The following is a 20,263-nucleotide window of genomic DNA, read 5'->3' as shown; positions in this document are numbered from 1 at the left end:
TTATTTGTCATTTCAGGAAAATACAAAGTTTTATATTAATCTTAGATAGGGTTTACCTATTTTAGTTTTGTAATGGTTTAGTATTAGCTGGTACATTGGAATAAAAATGAAAGCTCCAGATGTAGTGGTTATTCTTTCCTGATTAAGGCTAAGTGGCGACATTTAATAATCCAGGCAAATGTTCTTTCAACTACCCATCGTTTTGGCTATACAGAAAAGCCAGCACTTTCTTTCTTTTTAACAATATTGAGGATAATACTAAACAGCTTCTGAACCTATTTTATTAGTTTTCCCCAAGCCACCAGCTGCATATACTTGTTTAACCTTACTTCATTGTAATCGGTCTGTTCTACTAAAACTACCTGAGCTCCCTGTCTATCTGTTACCCCAGCTAAACTAACCTTAACAGCCAGCAAAAAACCTTGCATATCGACGAGTAAATGCTGCTTTTGCCTTTTATTTTCTTGCTTGCCTCCTCGCCCACCGCTGTTGTAATATACAGGCAATCTAAAACAGCTGCGGTGGAAAAATATTCTTTTTCTTTTTTTACCTGCTCCAGGCATAGGAAGCTCATATAATTGCTTTTCGATGCCTGGGACCTGCTATTTGCAGAAATAATAATAGAGTACTTGCCAACTTTCGCCCCGCATAGGCGACCACTGCTATTAATGGCCCGTTTTAAGTAAGTTAAACACCGGGGATTAAACGCTAATTGTGTTGTCTCTTCCGTTGCGCCAATAAAACTTCTCTTCTATATCCCAATAGAATTTGTTAGATCGGTTGAATAGTGTATCGTAATTTTTTTGGTTAGCTCCTCTGTTTATGACTTTCAGATCCTATTACACTAATTCCTATTATTTAAAACAGCCTCCAAATATTAAAAATTTATTTTTATTTTTCGACATAATTTATAATTTTGTCGAATGAAATCTGATGCAAATTTTGAGATGGTAAAAGAAAACATTGTGAAGGCTTCGAAAGAAGTTTTCCGGCGTTACGGCTACACGAAAGTGAACATGGATGATATTTCCAAAGCATCAGGAAAAGGCCGTAGCACTATCTATCATTACTTTGGCAATAAAACCGAAGTTTTTGAGGCATTTGCCATTACTGAGTTTACGGGTATTATTCAATTAGCGAAAGAGAAAATAAACCCGAAAGCCTCCTTAGCCGAAAACCTGCTTGCTTACAATCTTGTAAAGTTGAAGCGGTTAAAGGTTTTAACTATGGAATATGCTAATATAATGAAAGACCTGAATGAGCAGGAACAATTAGTATTCACGCTTAACCGTTTGCTATTGCAGGAAGAATTTGAAGCGGTGAATGGTATATTTACTCTTGGCATAGAAAAAGGAGAAATCGCTAAACTTCATCAAGAGGATAAGAAGTTTCTAGTGGAAACCCTGGTTATTGCCTTTCGTAGTTTTGAACAGGAAATAATTCTCTTTAATGGCATGGGTGGGTTGGAAAACCGGCTTAAGTGGCTGGTAGATATCCTTATAAAAGGATTAAAGTAAAATTTTTTCCTTAAAAATCGACAAAAATACATATTTTGTTAGAATGTTTAAAAAATATTTATTACATGAAACTACTGAAAAATCCCTTAGCAGCCATTTTAATTGTAGTTGGCTTGCTCAATAGTGCTTGTCAAAAGAATCAGGAAAAAGTTAAGACCATTGAACCGGTGCGGGTAGAAACAGTGGCGTTGGCGAACGCCCAAAACCAAGGCAGCCACCTGGAATATACCGGTACCATCCAGGCCAACAAAGTGGTGCAACTAAGTTTCCTGGTATCCGGCAATGTAACTTCCGTACCCGTGGCAGAAGGGCAATTTGTCAAAAAAGGACAACTTATTGCCACCGTAGATGAAACCGCTTACCGCAGCCAGTACGAAGTTCAGATGGCCCAGGTAAGATTGGCGGAGGAAAATTATAAACGAATTGCAGAAGTTTTCAGGAAAGGCAGTATTGCCGAAATCAGGATGCTGGAAGCCAAATCGCAATACGACCAGGCTCGTTCGGCGGCCCGGGCTACTTACCAGAACATTGCCCATACCAAACTTTATGCCCCCCAAAGCGGGTATATCGGTGCTAAAAAAATAGAAGCCGGTTCGTTGGCGGCTCCCGGCGCACCGGCGGTGCAGATACTGGATATTTCCCGCGTCAGCGTAGCTGTACCCATTCCGGAAGCCGAAATAAATACGTACCAAAAAGGAGATAAAGCCCAAGTAACGGTGCCAGCATTAGGCAATAAACAAATAGAGGGAACGGTGGACGAAGTAGCCGTACTGGCCGCGGCTGGTACTCCCAATTATACGGTTAAAATTAGTTTACCCAACCCCAGTGAAGAGCTAAAGCCCGGTATGGTTTGCAATGTAGCCTTTCAGAATAACTCAGACGGCAACGCCACGGCTACTGCCGGCCAGCTGATTGTGCCGGTAGAAGCCGTGCAGGTAGACGTGAACGGGCAAAATTATGTGTACGTTGCCAGTGCCGACGGCAAAATGGCGTTGCGTAAAACCATCCAGACCGGCACTTTATACAACAACGGCATCCGGGTAACCAAAGGGCTTCAGGGCTCCGAAAATCTTATCACCTCCGGTTATCACAAATTAACTGACAGCACCGCCATTCAAATTGTGCGGTAAACAGCCTTCCGATTTATTTATGAAAGAAAATAGAAATATGGTGGAATGGGCCATGCGGTATAAGGCTCTCCCGCTTGCCCTTGCCACAGTGTTGGTAGCCTTGGGCATTTATGCCCTTTTTAATATGCCCCGCAACGAATTTCCGAGTTTCACCATCCGGCAAGGCGTAATTGTGGGTGTTTATCCGGGAGCGTCATCAGAGCAGGTAGAACAGCAACTGACCAAAAAAGTAGAAGAATACCTTTTTAGCTTTAACGAAGTAGATAAAACCAAAACCTATTCTTATTCCCGTGATGGCATAATGTACATTTTCGTGGAAGTAGCCGCCCAGGTACAGGCCAGTGACACCAAAGATTTCTGGAATAAGCTAAAAAACGGGACCCTTTTACTAAAAGCTCAGTTACCCCAGGAGGTTTTAGGCCTTGTGGTGAACAGTGAGTTCGGCAGCACCTCGGCGGTACTGCTGGCCGTAGAATCCAAAACCCGGCCTTACAAAGACTTACAGAAACACGTGGAGGAAATGGAGGATGAGTTGCGGGGGATTGGTAGCCTGGCCAGAATTACCCGGGTGGGTGCCTTAAACGAACAAATCAGCATTTATGTAGATAATAACAAGCTGATTAATTACGGCATAACGTCGGGTTCGCTGATGCAGGCTTTGCAGAAGGAAGGCGCCATTAATCAGGCGGGCAGCCTGAACGGCGACGTAATTGACCGGCCTATTCATTTAACGTCCTTCTTTAAATCGGAAGCCGACCTGGCCGACCAGATTATCCAGAGTAATGCCAACGGCAATGTGGTTCGCCTGCGCGATATTGCCACCATCAAACGGGAATACGAAGACCCCGAATCGTATGTAACCGCTAATGGCACCAAATGCATTGTTATCTCCATGGAAATGGCGACTGGGAACAATATTGTGCATTTCGGGGAAGAAGTAGAAGCGCGCCTGCAGCAAATACAAAGTAAACAGCCTGCCGATATCCATATCACCAGGCTGGCCAACCAGCCGGAAGTAGTAGATGAGTCTATTTCCCACTTTATGCAGGAGTTTGGCTTTGCCTTGGTGGGGGTAATTATTGTGACCCTCTTGCTCCTGCCTTTCCGGGTAGCTTCGGTAGCGGCAGCTACTATTCCGATTACCATTGCGGCGACGCTCGCTATTATGTACCTGCTGGGCTACGAACTAAACACGGTAACGCTGGCGGCTCTTATTATTGTGCTGGGAATTGTGGTAGACGACCCGATTGTAGTCATTGACAACCATGTCGAAAAGCTCGACCACGGCTTATCGGTTTGGAAGGCGGCCGAAAGCAGCGCCGTTGAATTATTTCCGTCTGTATTTACGGCCACCCTGGCCATTGCCGCCACCTTCGCCCCGCTCATGTTTTTTATGGAAGGCGTAGCGGCCGATTTTGTGGGCATGTTCCCCTTCACTATTATTATCGCCTTATCGCTGTCGCTGATTATTTCCATGCTTTTGGTGCCGTATTTTAATACTTTGTTCATTAAGAAAGGGCTAAACCACGGCAACTCCCCTACTGGGAAACCATCTATGCTGGACCGGGTGCAAAAAGTGTTCGACCGCCACATCAGCAATGCCATCAATCATCCGGTCTTAACGACCCTTTTCGCGGTTCTTTCGGTGGTGATTGGAGCAATATTAATGGCGCTTTTGCCGCAGCAGTTGTTCCCGAAGGTAGAGCGCAACCAGTTTGCCATGGAAATTTACCTGCCGCAGGGCTATAACCTGGCGCAAACCGACAACGTGGTGAAAAAGATGGAAAACATCATGGCCCAGGACGAACGCATTGTTTCGTATACCAGTTTTATCGGTACGGCTTCTCCCCGTTTCCACACGCTTTATGCGCCCAACCTGCCGGCCGAGAACTATGCCCAAGTACTGATTAATACCACTACCCAGGAAGCTACCGAAGAAATTTTGGGGGAATACGAAATCAAATACAGCAATATTTTCCCAACGGCCTATGTCCGGATGAAACAGCTTACCATGGTACCCACCCCGGCGCCCATTGAAGTGCGCATTTCCGGCAACGATATAGCGGTGCTTAAAAATATAGGTGAACAGGTAACAGAAATAGGGAAAAAGCAGCTTGGCATTACCTGGGTCCGGACAGATTATGAGGAAATGAAGGAAGGCATCCGGCTGGAGGTGAAGCACAACGAAGCGGCGCGTTTAGGACTAACCAAAGAAGATGTGGCCAACATCGTGGCCATGAATATGCAGGGATTGCCGGCTACCCAGGTGTGGGAAGCCAGCTACCCGTTAGACGTGAAAGTAAAGACCAGCGAAGCGGTAAGAAGCAGTACTAATGCTTTGCTGGACTTGCGGATTCCGGTGCAGCAATCGCAAACTGTGGTGCCGCTGCGTCAGGTAGCCCAAATTGCGCCCGAATGGCACCAGGGCCAGATTGCACGCCGCAACGGGGTTCGCACCCTGACGGTGCGCATGGACATGACCAAAGATGCCGTAGCCAACAACATCCTAGGTCACATTCAACCCGCTATCAAAGCTTTAAACGTACCCGAAGGCGTGAGCATCAGCTATGGCGGCGAACTGGAAATGCAGGAAGAAAATATTTTACCCATGGGGCTTTCGTTGGGTATGAGCGTAGTCGTTATTTTCCTGATTTTGGTTTGGCACTTCAAGCGCATCAAGCACGCCGTGCTTAGCCTGACCACCATGTTCCTAAGTATACTGGGCGCTTCCGTGGGCTTAATGTTGATGCAATACCCCTTTGGCTTTACTTCTTTCTTAGGATTACTGGCCTTGTGCGGTATTGTAGTCCGGAACGGTATTATTCTGATTGACTTTGCCGATGAACTCCGGGAAAAAGAAGGATTAAGTGTGAAAGAAGCGGCCCGGGTAGCGGCGGAGCGCCGGATGCGGCCTATTTTCCTGACTTCTTCGGCCGCCGCCGTGGGCGTTATCCCGATGATTGTCAGCCGCTCAACCCTGTGGGGGCCGCTGGGCACGGTAATTTGCTTCGGGCTACTGGTTTCTATGTTGCTGACGCTTTTTGCCTTGCCTACTTTGTACTGGTTGGCTTTCCGCAAAGAAGATGCTCATGCCCCTGAGAATAACGTCACCCCTGTGCCCGCCATTTAACTATATTATACCCATTATGAGACTTATTTTAATAAATATATTTATGTGCCTGACCTTACTGGCGCAGGCCCAGGAGCATACCATTACTCTGGATAAAAGTAAACAGACCGCTCTAGCCTACAGCACGGCCATTAAAAACGGAAAGTTAGATATTGCTTCGGCCGAAGCCGATGTGAAAGCAGCTAAATCAGCTTATCTACCCTCGGTTAGTTTGACCGGGGTGGGTGTCTATGGTTTCAAGGATTTGATTGGTGCCATGCCGCCTTTGCTGGAACGGGGGATTAACAACTTTTATTTCGCCGGGGCCAGCGCTACCCAACCGCTGTATGTAGGCGGTAAAATCAGAACCGCTAATCAGCTGGCGGCCCTGCAACTGGAAGTAAATAAAATCAGGGCCAAACAATCGCTGGATTCAGTCTTGCTGGTAACAGAGCAAAAATACTGGAATCTGGTCAACATTCAGGAACAGCACAAAACCCTGGTGGCAAACGAAAAGCTATTAGACGGTATTCTGAAGCAGCAGAATGATTTATTGGCTTCCGGCCTGATTGCCCGTAATGACCAGTTAAAAGTAAAAGTGCAGCGCAGTAGATTACTGCTGAACAAAAGCAAGCTTGAAAACGGAAAGAAACTGGCCTTACTGGACTTCTGCGTGTACGTGGGACTTCCGTACGATTCACTTTTAGTAATGCAGGATACGTTTATAACTACCTTGGTGCCTGCTTTGGCCGCTACGGTTCCGGATACTTCCTTAACGGAGAATGATTATTACCGGCTGCTGCAAAAAAGTCTGGAAGCGGAAAAACTACAAACCAAACTAACCCGGGCCGATTTACTGCCTGCCGTATCGTTTGGTGTGAATGCGGCCCAAATCGGAAGTGTGGATAGTGGCCTGGGCAATAGTTTCATGCCGATAGCGATGGGAACAGTAAGTGTACCTATTTCGGATTGGTGGGGCCAGGGAAAGCAGAATATGAAAAAACGCGCCATCAGCGAACAAAAAGCCCAACATAATTTTGTATCGGCCCAAAACCAGTTGAAAGTAGGCATCACCAAAGCCTGGTATGACCTGACCGATGTCCGGAAAGAGATTCTGTTTGCGAAGGAAAACCTGGAACTTGCCCAGGAAAATCTTAAAGTAAGCCAGGATAATTACGCCAGCGGCCTGATCGGAATTACTGAATTAATGGGCGCCCAGACTTCTTACCAGGAGGCATCCAGTGCGCATGTTAATGCTTATGCTAATTTTCAGCTTAAAGCAACTGTTTACCAGTATTTCACCGGAAGTTTAAACGGAAAGATAAAATAAACCATTTAAATTCTTTTTACTTATTTCAAAATGCCACTCACTATGTTAAATATTACTGCCAAAGATACTTTTCAGCTAATGAAAACTGAATGGACTATTCCCGCCGATTTCAATCATGTAAAGAAAATAACCTTAAAAAACCTTAACTTAACTACGCAAGATATAAACTGGTTTTTAAACGAATTAGAATGGAAACACGCAGTAGAAATCCGGGAAAATTGCATTCCATTGCAACTTACGGTAGAAGCCTTCATTGAGTTGATCCTTGCCCAAAGCAATATACAGGATAAAGCAGCCTGATAAACCTAATATATGCTTATGCCTGTACTATTCATAGCTGGTATTTTTTACTCTGGGACTGGCACGTCATAGTATAATAGTTTAGTTGAATCCCAAAGTAGATTGTAATGCCGCCTCTTGCTTTTTAAGATTGTTTAGTCAGTCCTAAGTTTAACCAGACAACAGGTAAAATTTTAGTAGTTGCTTTTGCGGTTATTTATGGAATTTTGGACATATTAAAGCGTTTTATAGTAGTACAATTTAACTTTTTTTCTTTTCCTACCTTACCTGTCCGTTTCTATTAGACTACATTTAAGCTTAATAAAACAACTAACATGATAAACAGTATATTACGTTGGATGACCAATCGCTCTAAATAGTCTATTTGAACTTATAACGAAGCGATTAACAAATTTTTTAAACTATTTAAAAAACAAGGATGAGAAAAAGGACATTAGGAAAAAACGGACCTGAGGTATCAGAAATTGGCCTGGGACTAATGGGCATGAGTGCCTTTTACGGCGACCGGGATAACACCGAAGAATCGGTGGCCACCATCCACCGGGCACTGGAATTGGGTGTCAATTTTTTAGACACCGCCGAATTGTATGGCCCATATACTAACGAAGAGTTGCTGGGACAGGCGATAAAAGGCAAGCGCGATGGCATTTTTATCGCCACCAAATTTGGCGTGATGTGGGGTCCAGAGGGGGCTGTTATTGATGGCAGGCCTGAAACGGTCTTCAAATCGGCAGAAGGGAGTTTAAAGCGGTTGGGCATAGAAACCATTGACCTGTATTACCAGCATCGGATGGACCCCAAGGTGCCCATAGAAGATACCATTGGCGCGATGAGCGAGCTGGTAAAGCAAGGAAAGGTGCGTTTCCTGGGTATTTCGGAAGCGGAACCAGCCCTCATAGAAAGAGCCCACCGAACCCATCCCATCACTGCGGTGCAAACCGAATATTCCTTGTGGACGAGAGATGTAGAAACCAATGGCGTACTGGAAACTACGCGGCGTTTAGGAATAGGATTTGTGCCATATAGCCCGTTAGGCCGGGGGTTTTTAACCGGCGCGATTAAAAGCCCGGATGATTTTGAAGAAGGGGATTTCCGGAGGTTTAATCCAAGGTTTATGGGGGAAAATTTCCAAAAGAACCTGGACATCGTAAAAAAGGTTGAGCAACTGGCAAAAGACAAAGGCATTTCGCCTTCGCAATTAGCCTTAGCTTGGGTATTGGCTAAAGGAGAAGAGCTGGTGCCCATACCGGGAACCAAACGCCGGAAATATTTGGAAGAAAACGTGAAGTCTGTGGAAGTAAATTTAAGTCCAGCAGAAGTATCCGAAATTGACAGCATCTTTCCGCCCGATTCAGCGGCCGGAGAAAGATATTAAAAGTAAATATGTTAATTTACTCCTCTTATTCAACGCGAAGCTGTTTAGAGTTTTTAACTTCCAAATGATTAGGAAGGTAAAACTGTTTGCGAAAACATTTTAAACCTAAAGTTCTAAATTGATAAAAGCTATTTCAAACTGGATCCCTTGCCAACGTCACCGTCTTTAAAGGGATGCCCGTCGACCTTCCGCAGGTAAGTGAGCTCTAGGCTGACATGACAAAAGCCAGTAATTATCTTTTATCGCCGGGCAAATGCTGTTGAACTTTTCAACAGCATTTGCCCCAGATTTTTACTGACAGATGTAGCTTCTTTCTTTAATAAGATTTTTATAGTAGTATAACAAAGGTTAAAGCCTGTAACGAAGTATGGCCTGGTAACCTATGGTCCGTTCATATTTTTTTACAGGCGTATTTTCATTCACTGGTCCAAAAGAAAAGGTTTGGGCCGGTGAAAAGAATACAGATATTTTTTCAGACACATTATAGCCTATACCCAGCCCAAGGCTGCCAGAAAAATAGCTCTTTTTTAAACCTTGCAAACTGTACGTTCTAGCGAACCTGAAACCAAAGAAGTCTGTTTCTGTATCTAATGTGGCACGAGTGAGTAAATTAATGTTAACACCAGCTGAGCCTGTGAAAAACAAACGCCCCATAGTTGAATACTGTAAGGTCAAAGGCACGACCGCATAATTTACTTTGCTTACTGATGGTAATGTTTTCACACTGTCACCTAGCGCAAGTAGCACTCCGCTTATATTTGGTATATAAGTAAACCCTGCCGTGGAGTTATATTTATAGCTAAGAATACTTGTTATGGTAGCAAGCTCCGGCCGCGCAAATATATTTTTTGATTGAATAGAGGTTGTAGTTGAAGAAACCTTCAAGCCACTTTGGATAGCCCAATGTTCTCTGAACTTATATTCTGCCAATACGCCATAAACAAATGAGCTTTTAATTGTTTCCTGCTGCTCGATTACATTCTTATCATCTTCTTTATACCGTTGTACACCTTGTTCTAGTTTATTATCGATTTTATTAGGCGCATAAACTGCGGCAATAGAAAAGTGGCGTTTAAACACCAAGTCCTTCTGCTTAAAAGCAAATTTTTCAGCTATGGTATCTGCAGAGGGCATTTTATTACTTGAAAAAGCCTCTATGGTATCTGCTTTTTCTATCGGGCTATTTATGTTCTGTTGGGGTAAAGGCTTTAACGCATAGTTGTTTTTCTCTCCTAAAGAATCTATAGGCATCTTACCTGGCTGTTCCCCCAAAATGCTGTTGCCTTTAGAAAATGAATCAGCATTTGCATTAGCCTTTTTATTTCCATTTTCTGTGTCTATTTCAGAAAAAATACTCAAAGCCTTTTTCTTTCTTATGGCCAGGCTAAATGACCTGATTTTTCTTTTTTTAGCAGGCAAGGCATTTACTTTATAAGGCTGCTTTCTTTTATCATTCAGCTTTCTTTCTTCTTTTTTTATTGCCTCACTATCTAACTCGCTGTTGTTTCTGCTAAGCTCACCTAGACTAATTTCTGCAACATTACTCTTTCCGGCTACTTTCTTGTTTTTATTATTGGCAGATGCTACTACTTCTTGGACAGATTGTTCCGTAGACAAAGCAACGTTGCCAGGCATGGTCTTACCAATTTGATTTTGCGCAGCTTTGCTGCTGTTTGCTTGCCTACGCTCAGCGTTTAAATTGGGGTAATAGTAAATAAAGCAGCCTACCAACCCGATAATAAATAAAACTGAAAGAAGAGTCCATTTTTTAGGAAAGCTATTATCCTTTCCTATAGTATAGGGGTCTCTGTCTAACTTACTTTCTATTTCTTGCCACGTCTTGTCAGAAGGTAACTCCTGATACTCTTCTATTTTTTCTCTAAAGAGACTTTCAAGATCATTTAAAGATTTTTTACTCATACTGGCGAATGTTTTGTTTTACACCTTATTTTGCCGCATAACCGTTTTCTGCAGTATCTTCTTTGCATCCGATAAATTTGATTTAGACGTACCTTCTGAAATATTCAGGAGAGATGCAATTTCCTTATGCTTCATTCCTTCAAAAACATAAAGATTGAAAACGGCACGATACATAGGCGGTAATTTCTGTATCAATGCAATCAATTCTTTAGCGCTTATTTCCGGTAAAATATACTCCTTATCCTCGATATCTGGTAGCGTTTGAAGGGTTTGGTACTGCATCGGCGATTTAGCCCTTACTTCCTGAAGTGCGCAGTTAACCATTATTTTCCTCACCCAACCTTCTAATGAACCTTCAAAGCGGAAAAGTGAAATCTTCTGAAATACAATTAGAAATCCCTTTTGTAAAACTTCTTCAGCTTCTTCCCTGCTTTTGGTATAGCGCAGGCACACTACTAACATTTTGGGCGCCAATAAAGAGTAGAGCTTACTTTGGCTCTGCCGGTCCCGATTTTGGCAGCCTTCTATCAGTTCTGATTCCAAAAAAAATTATTACCCGTGAAAGTATTTATAGTTCGTATAGGTTGCAAGTAGTTATTGTTATAGATGCTTAACCAGGAGTTTTGGTTGGGTGCCCTGGGAAAAATAGTGAATTTAAATCAGGTGCATGCTAAAATACCTAGTAACCTGAGTCCGATTAAATAAAAGAAGCCCACTTGGTGAGCATACTCTGTTGGGAACTTATAGCCGGTTTCTTTGGGAAAAAGCAGTAGGCAAACAATCCTGAGATAAGGTTAGAGAGAAAACTGGCGATGCACCGATGTCCGGAGTGCTTAATCTGGCAGATATTCTTGTGTTCATCCTTTAAAGGTCCGCTTACACCAGGATTTTATCTTTCAACTCCATCAGGCAGTTCCTCATATTATTACTGATGTTATTTATCAGGTGAATGCCGTCCAGGAAGAGCGCCTGTGCCCTAAATTACTTTAAGAAAAATCAGGCCATTGTACTTCTCTGCCTACAGTCTAAAAAAATATTTCCTGTTCACCCAACCATTTTTTAATTCTCTACATCTATCAGTTTAGACAATCAAACTTTAAATCAAAAACAATAAAACTTTAAAAATTAAAAACATGAAACCCCCTAAAAGCTTAAATTCTCTTTTCTTTTTCTCTGCTTTCATTTTCCTTTTTACTACATCATGTAAAGAAAATTCAGAACCAGCGCCAGAGCCTTCTTTTACCGAAGACGTAGCCGTAGAAATGACAAAACAGGCGCTTACTTTTGAAAGAGGGGGTCTCTTAACCCACTTTGATAATTCTATTAATATTCTTGACCGGTTCCTTACCCCAGAAAACTGTGGAGCCAAAAAGGATACAACGTTAGCCAAGCGCTATTCAGGCCTTACTGGTTCCTCTTCCTATGATTTAAAACTGAACTGGAACCTTACCTGTGTTAATAAGCAGCCTTCAAAGGTGAATTTCAGCTCCAGCGGCGCTTCCGGTTTTGACGGAATAATGCTTGCTTCTGCAGGCAAAACTACATCTGCATTTGAAGTGTCTGGTTTAGAAGCCTCTTCAACGGAGTATTTCATTAAACAGGCAGTGCAGGAAGGAAGTTATACATCCGCCTTTAAAGACCAACCTTTTATCAAAGGAAAAACAATATTAAATTCTACTAATATTGTCATGGATAAAAAGACAAGGAAGATCAAATCAGGTGTCGTTCATCTCAACATAGAAATTGAGCAAAAAAAACCATCTCGCTACCAGGGGCAAGTAACCTTTAATGGCAATAATACAGCTACCCTTATGCTAAACAACGGAAAATCATACACCATTCGCTTATAAAATTATATATCACCGGACTGATAGCTCTACCAAAGCATGAACAACAAGCTCGAATGAGCTTATTTCCTGAAAAAACGCTAAAACGCATCCTTAACTTATTTCACACTTAACCCTGCCCATAAATGGGTCTCTACTTATAAAAACCAATAAAAATGAAAATAAATTTGACATCCTTGATTCTTGCCCTGTTTTTTCTTGCTTCATGTGAGAAGAATGCTTCTGATACTGAGCCTAAGCCAGAGCCTAAGTCGGAGCCTAATTACATGCCCATGACAGCGGGGAGCACCTGGTCCTACCAAACCAGCCTGGGGACTTCCTACACGCTAACGGCTACCAACAAAGACACTACCGCTTCTGGCAAGACCTTCAAAGTATTTACCAGCACCGACGGACAGAACAGGTACCGTTTAAAAAGTGCGAATGAGTATTACCAATTAACCGTTATTCCGGGATTAGCGCCTAATGGCTTCTCAGAGCTTTATCTGAAAGATAACCAACCCGTAAAAGCGACCTGGAAATCATCTTTGCCTATTAGTATTCCCTCTATCCCTATTCCGCTAACAGCGGATTTAAATTATGCCATAAAAACCAAGGACACTACGCTTACGGTAAATAATAAGATATTCACAAAGGTAATACGGGTGCGGTTAAATGTTTCCATACCTACTATTGGTTCGTTAGGTGGGGGCGATTTCTATTACGCAGACAAAGTAGGACTGGTGCAAAGTAATTTCAACCTGTCTCTGCAGGGTAGCAAAATTGTAAACCAATCAGAAACCCTTACCAATTACACAATTAAATAAACCTCTCACAAAAACATTTAGAGCTTGTTTACAGTTGACTTTTACCAGCGAAAACGGCCAGGAAAAGGCTCTAGGCAGGGATTTTTTAGCAGTGTAGCAGTGCTACGAGGTGCTAAAATTGCAAACGCAGGGTTCCTCCATGGTTGTTTGCAGCGCAAAAAAAGGAATGTAAACAAGCACTTTGGTTTGCTTTCAGGTATTAGGTTTATGAACAAAAAATTTACACTTTTCCTATTTCTTTCGTTGGTGCTTAGCTATAGTTCCTTTGCCCAGATTACCATCAGCACCGACTCTGTACTGCAAACCGGGACATGTGCCGGTTCGCAGGTTATTGTCAGGTTCGCCACCAAGGGCACTTTCCCTAGGTTTGGAAACACTTTCACTGCCCAACTCTCTAACAAGTGGGGACAGTTTACTAATCCGGTAAATATTGGAACTACAAATTTTAACGTGGGCCTTATTATGGCTACCCTGCCCAAAAATGCACAATTCGGTTTCCTTTACCGGATACGTGTTGTTTCCAACAACCCGGCGGTTATAGGCAGTGCATCGCCCAATACCGTTATTATTACAAGTACTGCTTTGACAGCTACTATTAATACGCCCAATGGAACCGAATTATGCCCTGGCGACAGTTTAACCCTAGAGGCATTTTTGCCTAATGCCACCTACCAATGGTCAACGGGCGCTAAAAGCCAATCTATAAAAGTAGGCCAACCCGGCTCTTATTGGGTTAAGGTAACAGACCCCTTAGGTTGTAACGCCAGAGACACGGTAGTAGTGAAAACCAAGGCAAGTTGTTTGATTACCAGTATCTCTGACGAGACCCAATCCCCTTCTACTATTTCTGTTTTTCCGAATCCGGCAAGCGCCTCCGGAAAAATCATTATAAAAGAGGTGCCGCCAGGGTACAGCAAGGCCCAATTAATCGATATGCAGGGAAGGAACCGCGGAACAGTTCCGGTAAGTAGCCAAGGTCAGGTATTGTTACCGACAGTGCTGCCACCCGGGGTGTATCTGTTGAGTTTGTTGAAAAAAAACCACGTAAAGAATATAGGCAAACTTCTTATCCAATGATGATAAGCATTTGGGTGAGAATACAAGATGGAATTAAAATTTCGCCAGAATATACTTTGCTAATGCATTAACGGTGGTAGTTCTCTGCTTGGTTATCGCATAGCTACTTTAGCTTCGCCATTAATTTTTTAGAAAATATCGATGAGAAAACGCACCATAATACGGAATCTATTTAGACTCCAGATATATTCTAAACTATCTTATTTAGCACCTATTTTCCGCTCGGCTTTTATACGGGCGAAATAATCTTTGGCTGCCGCCATTCCTTGGGCGAGAGGAAAAAGCCGCAGGCCATGGTAGGGATAGCCAGGAGCACTATTGGGTTCGGACAGTAGTGGCTAAAGATTTTAATAAATGAGGAAGCTTTTGCAATTCTTAACAGTATTTTATGGTTTATTATTGTTTTTACCGTTTTCAGAAACAGCTGCCCAACAGAGAACGGACAGTGTGCAGCATTATTTTAAATCACTTGTAGAAGTGCCGATCCAATTTGGTATTGGCTATGAAGTTCGAGTTTCTAAAAGACTTTCTGCAAATTTTCAATTTGGGGTTCTTACAGAGCCACATTCTTCTATCATCCTTTTTTCAATGAAGCAACTCGGAGCTGAAAAAGATGTAGTGCTGATGATTGACAACGCCTTTGAATCTGGGCTTGTTTTAGAAGCAGGTATTAATTACAATTTTAAAAAAAATTATGTTGGCGGGTTTCTGCAGCAGATTAGTTTAACTGGAAAGGAAACACAAAATAAGTTGATTGAACTTGCAACAGGTATACGGTTTCCAACAAGTCCATTCAATCGAAACCCATCATTATCTACATTAAAATCAAATTTGTTGCAATTAGGGGTATTATATGGAAACCGTATTCCTATAAACCTCAAAAATACGGAAATCCATTTAGAACTGGGCATGAGTATGAATGTAAGGTCCAACAGTTCACTTTCACCGGCACTTCCTACACTTAGCGAAAGAGTGGATGTTTACCTGAAGGACGTGTACCGGGAAAATGCTTATGTTCCCAGCATCCAGGTTGCCTTTGTTTATACTATCAGTAAGAGATGATTTCTGAAAGCTTTTCAAAAGCTGCAACCGCTAAAAATAAATAATCAGTGCTAAACCAAATTAATTTTTAGAGGGTGTGTTCGCCTCATTTACCTTTTCATACTAACTGGCCAGTTTCAGTCTGGCTGTTCACATCTAACTCTGCTAGTATTGCTGCTTAATTCCCGCGTTCATATTAAAATAGGAAAGGCTAAAATGAGAAAATAGCCCAGCCTAGATGGCTGGCAGCGGGCCCGGTTGAGCAGTCAACAAGGGAGTAGAGGTCATGCTTCTAAAGCCTTTACCACCTCCTGGCTTAAGGGAGAAACGGCCGGGCCGAAGTAATGGGTTAGTACCCCGTTTTCATCGATCAGGTATTTACTGAAATTCCATTCGGGCTCCTGGACATTCCATCCATTTTGCTCGGAATGGGTAAGCCATTGGTATATGGGATTCTGCTCTTTACTTTTTACCACGCTGCTTTTCTTTACCAGAGGAAAGCTAACGCCATAATTTAGCTGGCAGAACCGGGCAATATCGCTGTCATTGTTTTTTTCCTGTTCCTTAAAGTCATTGGACGGAAAGCCCACGATCACCAGCTTGTCCTTTAATTGTTCGTGCAGCTGTTGCAGCTCTTCATACTGCCCGGTATAACCGCAATTAGAGGCGGTATTTACCAATAGTACCTTCTTGTTTTTAAACTCGCTGAAATCTAGTGGCTGACCGTTGTTTTGAGTACTCCTGAGCTGGTAAAAAGGCACTTTAGGCCTGGTGCCTTGCTGGTTGTTCAGGATAGAGCCTTTTCCACCCACATTCTTGGTTAAGCGCATGATCAGTGGGTAAAGCTTTTTTAAGATAAGTTGTTTGAATGTCATAATTATATTTTTAAAAATGTATTTAAGCACCCAGTTAATTGGGTATATGTTTCCTGAGTAGCCTGTTTTTCCCGAACCGAGTTCTTCAATTCTATGGTCAGTGTCGGGTTATGGTTAAATCAATTTTTAGTCGCCGCTACAGCTGTTTCCACTTAGTCCTTTAGTTTTTCAGGCTTTAGAAGGCCTTTGTGGAAAGCAAGTAACTAAGAAAGGTATTCGAAAAAGCCGTGGAGAAAGTTAACATGGTAGAAAGACTTTAAGGTCTGGCTCATGGCGATGCCTGGTTGGAATTTAAAGGGTATGGGCTGTAAAATTATTTGTAAGTTGTACAGACTTATCCCAGAGCTTTTGTGCGTTGTCGTTGTTGGCCTGAGGATTCTTTCTGCCCGGCCTTTTTTTATAATAGTATTCTCCCTCTCTCCAGGCCTGTTCTCCGGTAATGAACCAGATAAGGGTATCGGCTCCTTTTTCAGGAGAAATCATAAATAAATTCTTAAGCATTGAATTATAAAACCACTTAGCCAGGCTGCTTCCTTCCCGGGCGAAGCCTGTTCTAACAACACCGGGATGGAAAGATGTCGCCCGAACGCCTTTAAAGCGCCTGTTGATTTCCATGGCATGGAGGATGTTCATTAACTTGGCAGTTCCGTAGGCTTTCATGGCGCTGTAATTCTTTTGATTCTCCAGGTCGTTAAAGTTGATTTTACCAACAACATTGGCATAACTGGAAGTATTGATTACAATTGCTTTCGATTCTTCCAGGCGTTCCTGCAGCAGTTGGGTGAGCAGAAAGCCGGAGAGATGATTTACCTGCAATGTCATTTCATGGCCATCTTCTGTGATGCGCCTATCGGCGATAATGCCTCCAATATTATTGACCAGAAAATCGATTTTAGGATATTTATTTAGCAATTCCTGTGCAAAGCGGCTTACATCAGAGAAGCTGGAATAATTTACCAGGTAATAATCGCAGCCCAGTTCAGTGGCGATTATTTTAGTATCGGCAGAGCGACCGGTAATCACCAGATTCGCTCCTTTTTTAGCCAATATCCTGGCAGCGGCGGCACCTATTCCTGAGCTGCCGCCGGTAATAACGATCGTTGTATCTTTAAGTTCGTTGTTCATGCTTAATTTCTTATCGGTACCCTCAATACGCGATAATTGATTTTAGTTTTTAAAATCACAACTCATGCAACGGGTCGTGCCAGTGAGTTGGTTTCTGGACTTATTCCTGTATTTGATCTATCATCTTACTGAGGATAGCGTGCAACTGAGGAAGATCGGAAGATTCTGTATTCACTGCCTGCATCAATTGGTCTGGGATGCAGGAGGCTTTCTGCTTTATTTTTCTTCCTTCGGTTGTCAGGCTGATTTCCACAACGCGCTCATCAGTAGTGCTTCTGCTTCTGTTGAGCAGGCCCTTTTGTGCTAATCGTTTTAACAGAGGGGTAAGCGTTCCGCTATCGAGCATTAATTGTTCACCCAGGACTTTAACAGTTGTCTGTTCCTTTTCCCATAACACCAGCATTACCAGGTATTGCGGATAGGTAAGTCCTAGCTCTGCCAGTAATGGTTTGTACAGAGTTGTAATGTGCCTTGAAAAAGCATAAAACTTAAAGCACAGCTGATTTCTAATTAATAGCTTTTCCATTTGCCTGTAAATATATTGCAATTAAATTTTATAAAATTAAATTGTGCAAAATTTAATTTTATAAAACCGATCAGGTTTTAATTTTTCTGTACTACCTTGCAGTCTGCCAGGAACTCTGAATGTTGGTACTGTTGCTGCTTAGCTGAGTGATTATCTGCTGCAATTGGCTGGTGCCGGGGTTAAAGAAACCCTCCAGGTTTATTAGAATATACTATAACGAATGAGTATCATAGGAATTATTGCAGGTATCCTTAGTGTGCTGGTAGGGGTGGTTTATCTTTTCATGCAACAGCCCCAGTTTGGGAAAGTGCCTTCAGGGGAAAGGTTGGCCCGGATACAGCAGTCACTCAATTATAAAAATGGTCAGTTCCGGAATTTAAGTCCTACCCCTATGCTCACGGAAGGCTCCAGCTACTTTTCCATGATGAAGGAGTTTGTTTTTGGCGACCGGGCAGGCAGGGTGCCTTCCGGTAGTTTGCCAAGCAGAAAGGTTGATCTGTTACAACTCGATCCGGCCGAAGATATCCTGGTGTGGTTCGGCCACTCCTCTTATTTTATGCAGCTGGAGGGAAAAAAAATACTGGTTGATCCTGTCCTGAGCGGAAGTGCCTCACCCGTAAAATTCACTACCCGCAGTTTTAACGGAAGCGACGTATATACCACCGAGGATTTTCCGGAAATAGATTACCTCTTTATTACCCACGACCATTGGGATCACCTGGATTTTGAAACTATGAAGGTCTTGAAAGACAGGGTAATGCATGTGTTCGCTGGTCTTGGCGTTGGTGCCCACCTGGAGCGATGGGGATACAGCACGGCAAAAATTACCGAAAGCGACTGGAATGAAGAGATATTGCTGGGAGGTGGATTCAGGGTGAATACGGCTCCTGCCCGGCATTTTTCCGGGAGGGGCTTGCAAAGAAATACTTCTTTATGGATGTCATTCATCCTCAATACACCCACCAAAAAAATATACCTGGGAGGAGACTCCGGTTATGATACACACTTTAAAAGCATAGGAGAACAGTTTGGACCTTTTGACCTTGTAATACTGGAAAACGGCCAATATGATAAAAGCTGGAAATATATTCATATGATGCCTGAAGAGGTGGTGCAGGCTGCAGTGGACCTTCAGGCGAAAATGATATTCCCCGGGCATTGGGGGAAATTTTCACTTTCGAATCATGCCTGGAATGAACCTATCATCCGCCTGACAGAGGAGGCTCGTAAAATCAACCTGCCAGTGTTGCATCCCCTGATTGGAGATAAGGTCATTTTAAATGAAGCCGTTTCAAATGCCGGTTTCTGGTGGGAAAATATTCAGTAGGTTCCAGCCACTTTTCCCTTAAATGGCAGTGTTAGTTGAAAGCTCCCTTGCCTGGGAATGGAGGCTATAACCTTATCAAAAGCCAGATAAAGTTGGCTTGTCTGCTGCTTCTTTGTCAAAGGCTCTGCTTTTCCGGGCTGGTTGCCCGCAATAAAAACTAAAAGTGCAGCGCATTAAATTACTACTCAACAAAAGCAAACTGGAAAACCAAAAGAAAATGGTCTTGGAATTTATTTAGCAAAAGGCCATTCTAAAGCCTAGGATCTAGTAGGGAAATTTTGGTTATGAATATTTAATTGAGTTGCCTTCACAACCTCAGCGGATAACTCCTTTGCTTTTGTCTCGCGTGCTTGGTTCTTAGAAACCACCCGGGCGGATTTTTGTAGACGGGTCTTTGCCAAGGCTTGTGCAAAGGAGGTTACTATAGACTCGTATTCGGCTTCATCCAGTGTAGGGTCAATGGTGGTTTTACTGGCATCAATTAAAAGGTTTTTCACATCATAATTCCGAATAAATTCTATTATTATTTTTAGTGTTTCTTTTAGTTAAGGCTATAAATATTCTACGGTATTATGCCAAATAACTGATAAAATATCTGTACTTGGATCATATTCAAAGGTAACTTAATTTTGGTAAAGAATCATTTTTATCTAAATGGTATTCAAATGTATAGAAAGAATAAATAAACTAAGGGCTTAATTTGTTTATTCTTTTTTGAATTAATGTCCGTTTCAACTTCTGCTTATCTATCTTCATAGGGTTAATATAAATAAAAAAAGGTAACCCGCCTGGCTACATTCTTTTATCTGTACCTTATTTAATACTATATCGATAACTTTATACGAACGTATAAAAAATAGAATAATCAAAAAAACCTGGCTGTTTCCAGTAAAAATTAAATAAAATATATTTTTAATTATATATTTGAATCAAAAATAAAGAGTTCCCTTAACATCCC

18 protein-coding genes and 1 pseudogene are annotated in these 20,263 nt (G+C 42.4%); 11 read left to right on the top strand and 8 right to left on the bottom strand.

What is annotated here, in order from left to right; translation table 11 throughout:
- Window positions 1-275: 275 nt before the first annotated feature.
- Window positions 276-506: a hypothetical protein gene (locus ADHAQ_RS0101340; protein WP_157433312.1), complete on the bottom strand. Its 231-nt coding sequence runs from the start codon at window positions 504-506 to the stop codon at window positions 276-278.
- A 417-nt stretch (window positions 507-923) separates the two neighbouring features.
- Between ADHAQ_RS0101340 and ADHAQ_RS0101335 the strand changes: the two genes are divergently transcribed.
- The 6 genes from ADHAQ_RS0101335 (at window position 924) to ADHAQ_RS0101310 (ending at window position 8,761) form a co-directional block, all read left to right on the top strand.
- Window positions 924-1,517 carry a TetR/AcrR family transcriptional regulator gene (locus ADHAQ_RS0101335; protein WP_026461398.1) on the top strand — a complete coding sequence of 198 codons (594 nt, stop codon included), beginning with the start codon at window positions 924-926 and terminating at the stop codon, window positions 1,515-1,517.
- 65 nt (window positions 1,518-1,582) lie between these two features.
- Window positions 1,583-2,647, top strand: a complete 1,065-nt coding sequence (locus tag ADHAQ_RS0101330; protein WP_034256465.1) for an efflux RND transporter periplasmic adaptor subunit — start codon at window positions 1,583-1,585, stop codon at window positions 2,645-2,647.
- A 19-nt stretch (window positions 2,648-2,666) separates the two neighbouring features.
- On the top strand, window positions 2,667-5,777 hold the full coding sequence (locus tag ADHAQ_RS0101325) for an efflux RND transporter permease subunit (RefSeq protein WP_026461396.1): 3,111 nt from the start codon (window positions 2,667-2,669) through the stop codon (window positions 5,775-5,777).
- A 16-nt stretch (window positions 5,778-5,793) separates the two neighbouring features.
- The gene (locus ADHAQ_RS0101320; protein WP_034256463.1) at window positions 5,794-7,086 is read left to right on the top strand and encodes a TolC family protein; all 1,293 of its coding nucleotides are present in this window, start codon (window positions 5,794-5,796) and stop codon (window positions 7,084-7,086) included.
- A gap of 42 nt (window positions 7,087-7,128) precedes the next feature.
- Window positions 7,129-7,386, top strand: a complete 258-nt coding sequence (locus ADHAQ_RS0101315; protein WP_026461394.1) for a hypothetical protein — start codon at window positions 7,129-7,131, stop codon at window positions 7,384-7,386.
- 418 nt (window positions 7,387-7,804) lie between these two features.
- A complete protein-coding gene (locus tag ADHAQ_RS0101310) occupies window positions 7,805-8,761 on the top strand; it encodes an aldo/keto reductase (protein ID WP_026461393.1) in 957 nt (318 codons plus the stop codon).
- Between the two features lie 348 nt (window positions 8,762-9,109).
- Here the strand turns inward: ADHAQ_RS0101310 and ADHAQ_RS0101305 are convergent, their stop codons facing one another.
- The 3 genes and pseudogenes from ADHAQ_RS0101305 to ADHAQ_RS29010 form a co-directional block, all read right to left on the bottom strand.
- Window positions 9,110-10,681: an outer membrane beta-barrel protein gene (locus ADHAQ_RS0101305; protein WP_026461392.1), complete on the bottom strand. Its 1,572-nt coding sequence runs from the start codon at window positions 10,679-10,681 to the stop codon at window positions 9,110-9,112.
- Window positions 10,682-10,699: 18 nt separating this feature from the next.
- A complete protein-coding gene (locus tag ADHAQ_RS0101300) occupies window positions 10,700-11,224 on the bottom strand; it encodes an RNA polymerase sigma factor (protein WP_026461391.1) in 525 nt (174 codons plus the stop codon).
- 154 nt (window positions 11,225-11,378) lie between these two features.
- Window positions 11,379-11,653: pseudogene (locus ADHAQ_RS29010) on the bottom strand (transposase); the annotation flags it as partial.
- Between the two features lie 161 nt (window positions 11,654-11,814).
- Between ADHAQ_RS29010 and ADHAQ_RS0101295 the strand changes: the two are divergent.
- From ADHAQ_RS0101295 to ADHAQ_RS0101280, 4 genes are all read left to right on the top strand, one after another.
- Window positions 11,815-12,531 carry a hypothetical protein gene (locus ADHAQ_RS0101295; RefSeq protein ID WP_026461390.1) on the top strand — a complete coding sequence of 239 codons (717 nt, stop codon included), beginning with the start codon at window positions 11,815-11,817 and terminating at the stop codon, window positions 12,529-12,531.
- 152 nt (window positions 12,532-12,683) lie between these two features.
- Entirely contained in the window at window positions 12,684-13,334 is a 651-nt protein-coding gene (locus ADHAQ_RS0101290) for a hypothetical protein (RefSeq protein WP_026461389.1), read from the top strand.
- A gap of 207 nt (window positions 13,335-13,541) precedes the next feature.
- Window positions 13,542-14,411 (top strand): T9SS type A sorting domain-containing protein, encoded by an 870-nt coding sequence (locus tag ADHAQ_RS0101285; protein WP_157433311.1) that lies wholly within the window; start codon window positions 13,542-13,544, stop codon window positions 14,409-14,411.
- Window positions 14,412-14,765: 354 nt separating this feature from the next.
- Entirely contained in the window at window positions 14,766-15,473 is a 708-nt protein-coding gene (locus ADHAQ_RS0101280; protein ID WP_026461387.1) for a hypothetical protein, read from the top strand.
- 263 nt (window positions 15,474-15,736) lie between these two features.
- On the opposite strand, the gene ADHAQ_RS0101275 is transcribed toward ADHAQ_RS0101280, so the two are convergent.
- The 3 genes from ADHAQ_RS0101275 to ADHAQ_RS0101265 all read right to left on the bottom strand — a co-directional run bounded on the left by ADHAQ_RS0101275 (window position 15,737) and on the right by ADHAQ_RS0101265 (window position 17,978).
- A complete protein-coding gene (locus ADHAQ_RS0101275) occupies window positions 15,737-16,327 on the bottom strand; it encodes a glutathione peroxidase (protein ID WP_026461386.1) in 591 nt (196 codons plus the stop codon).
- Between the two features lie 291 nt (window positions 16,328-16,618).
- On the bottom strand, window positions 16,619-17,452 hold the full coding sequence (locus tag ADHAQ_RS0101270) for an SDR family NAD(P)-dependent oxidoreductase (protein ID WP_026461385.1): 834 nt from the start codon (window positions 17,450-17,452) through the stop codon (window positions 16,619-16,621).
- Window positions 17,453-17,552: 100 nt separating this feature from the next.
- Entirely contained in the window at window positions 17,553-17,978 is a 426-nt protein-coding gene (locus ADHAQ_RS0101265; RefSeq protein WP_026461384.1) for a MarR family winged helix-turn-helix transcriptional regulator, read from the bottom strand.
- A gap of 220 nt (window positions 17,979-18,198) precedes the next feature.
- Between ADHAQ_RS0101265 and ADHAQ_RS0101260 the strand changes: the two genes are divergently transcribed.
- Window positions 18,199-19,305 (top strand): MBL fold metallo-hydrolase, encoded by a 1,107-nt coding sequence (locus tag ADHAQ_RS0101260; protein ID WP_034256461.1) that lies wholly within the window; start codon window positions 18,199-18,201, stop codon window positions 19,303-19,305.
- Window positions 19,306-19,562: 257 nt separating this feature from the next.
- Here ADHAQ_RS0101260 and ADHAQ_RS0101255 read toward each other — a convergent pair whose 3' ends face one another.
- Window positions 19,563-19,802 carry a hypothetical protein gene (locus tag ADHAQ_RS0101255; RefSeq protein ID WP_026461382.1) on the bottom strand — a complete coding sequence of 80 codons (240 nt, stop codon included), beginning with the start codon at window positions 19,800-19,802 and terminating at the stop codon, window positions 19,563-19,565.
- Between the last annotated feature and the right edge of the window lie 461 nt (window positions 19,803-20,263).

Origin of the sequence: Adhaeribacter aquaticus DSM 16391 (assembly GCF_000473365.1) — a bacterium.
Taxonomy (GTDB): Bacteria; Bacteroidota; Bacteroidia; order Cytophagales; family Hymenobacteraceae; genus Adhaeribacter; species Adhaeribacter aquaticus.
The sequence above is the reverse complement of the archived record's forward strand: the minus strand, read 5'-3'. Positions and strand labels throughout refer to the sequence as shown.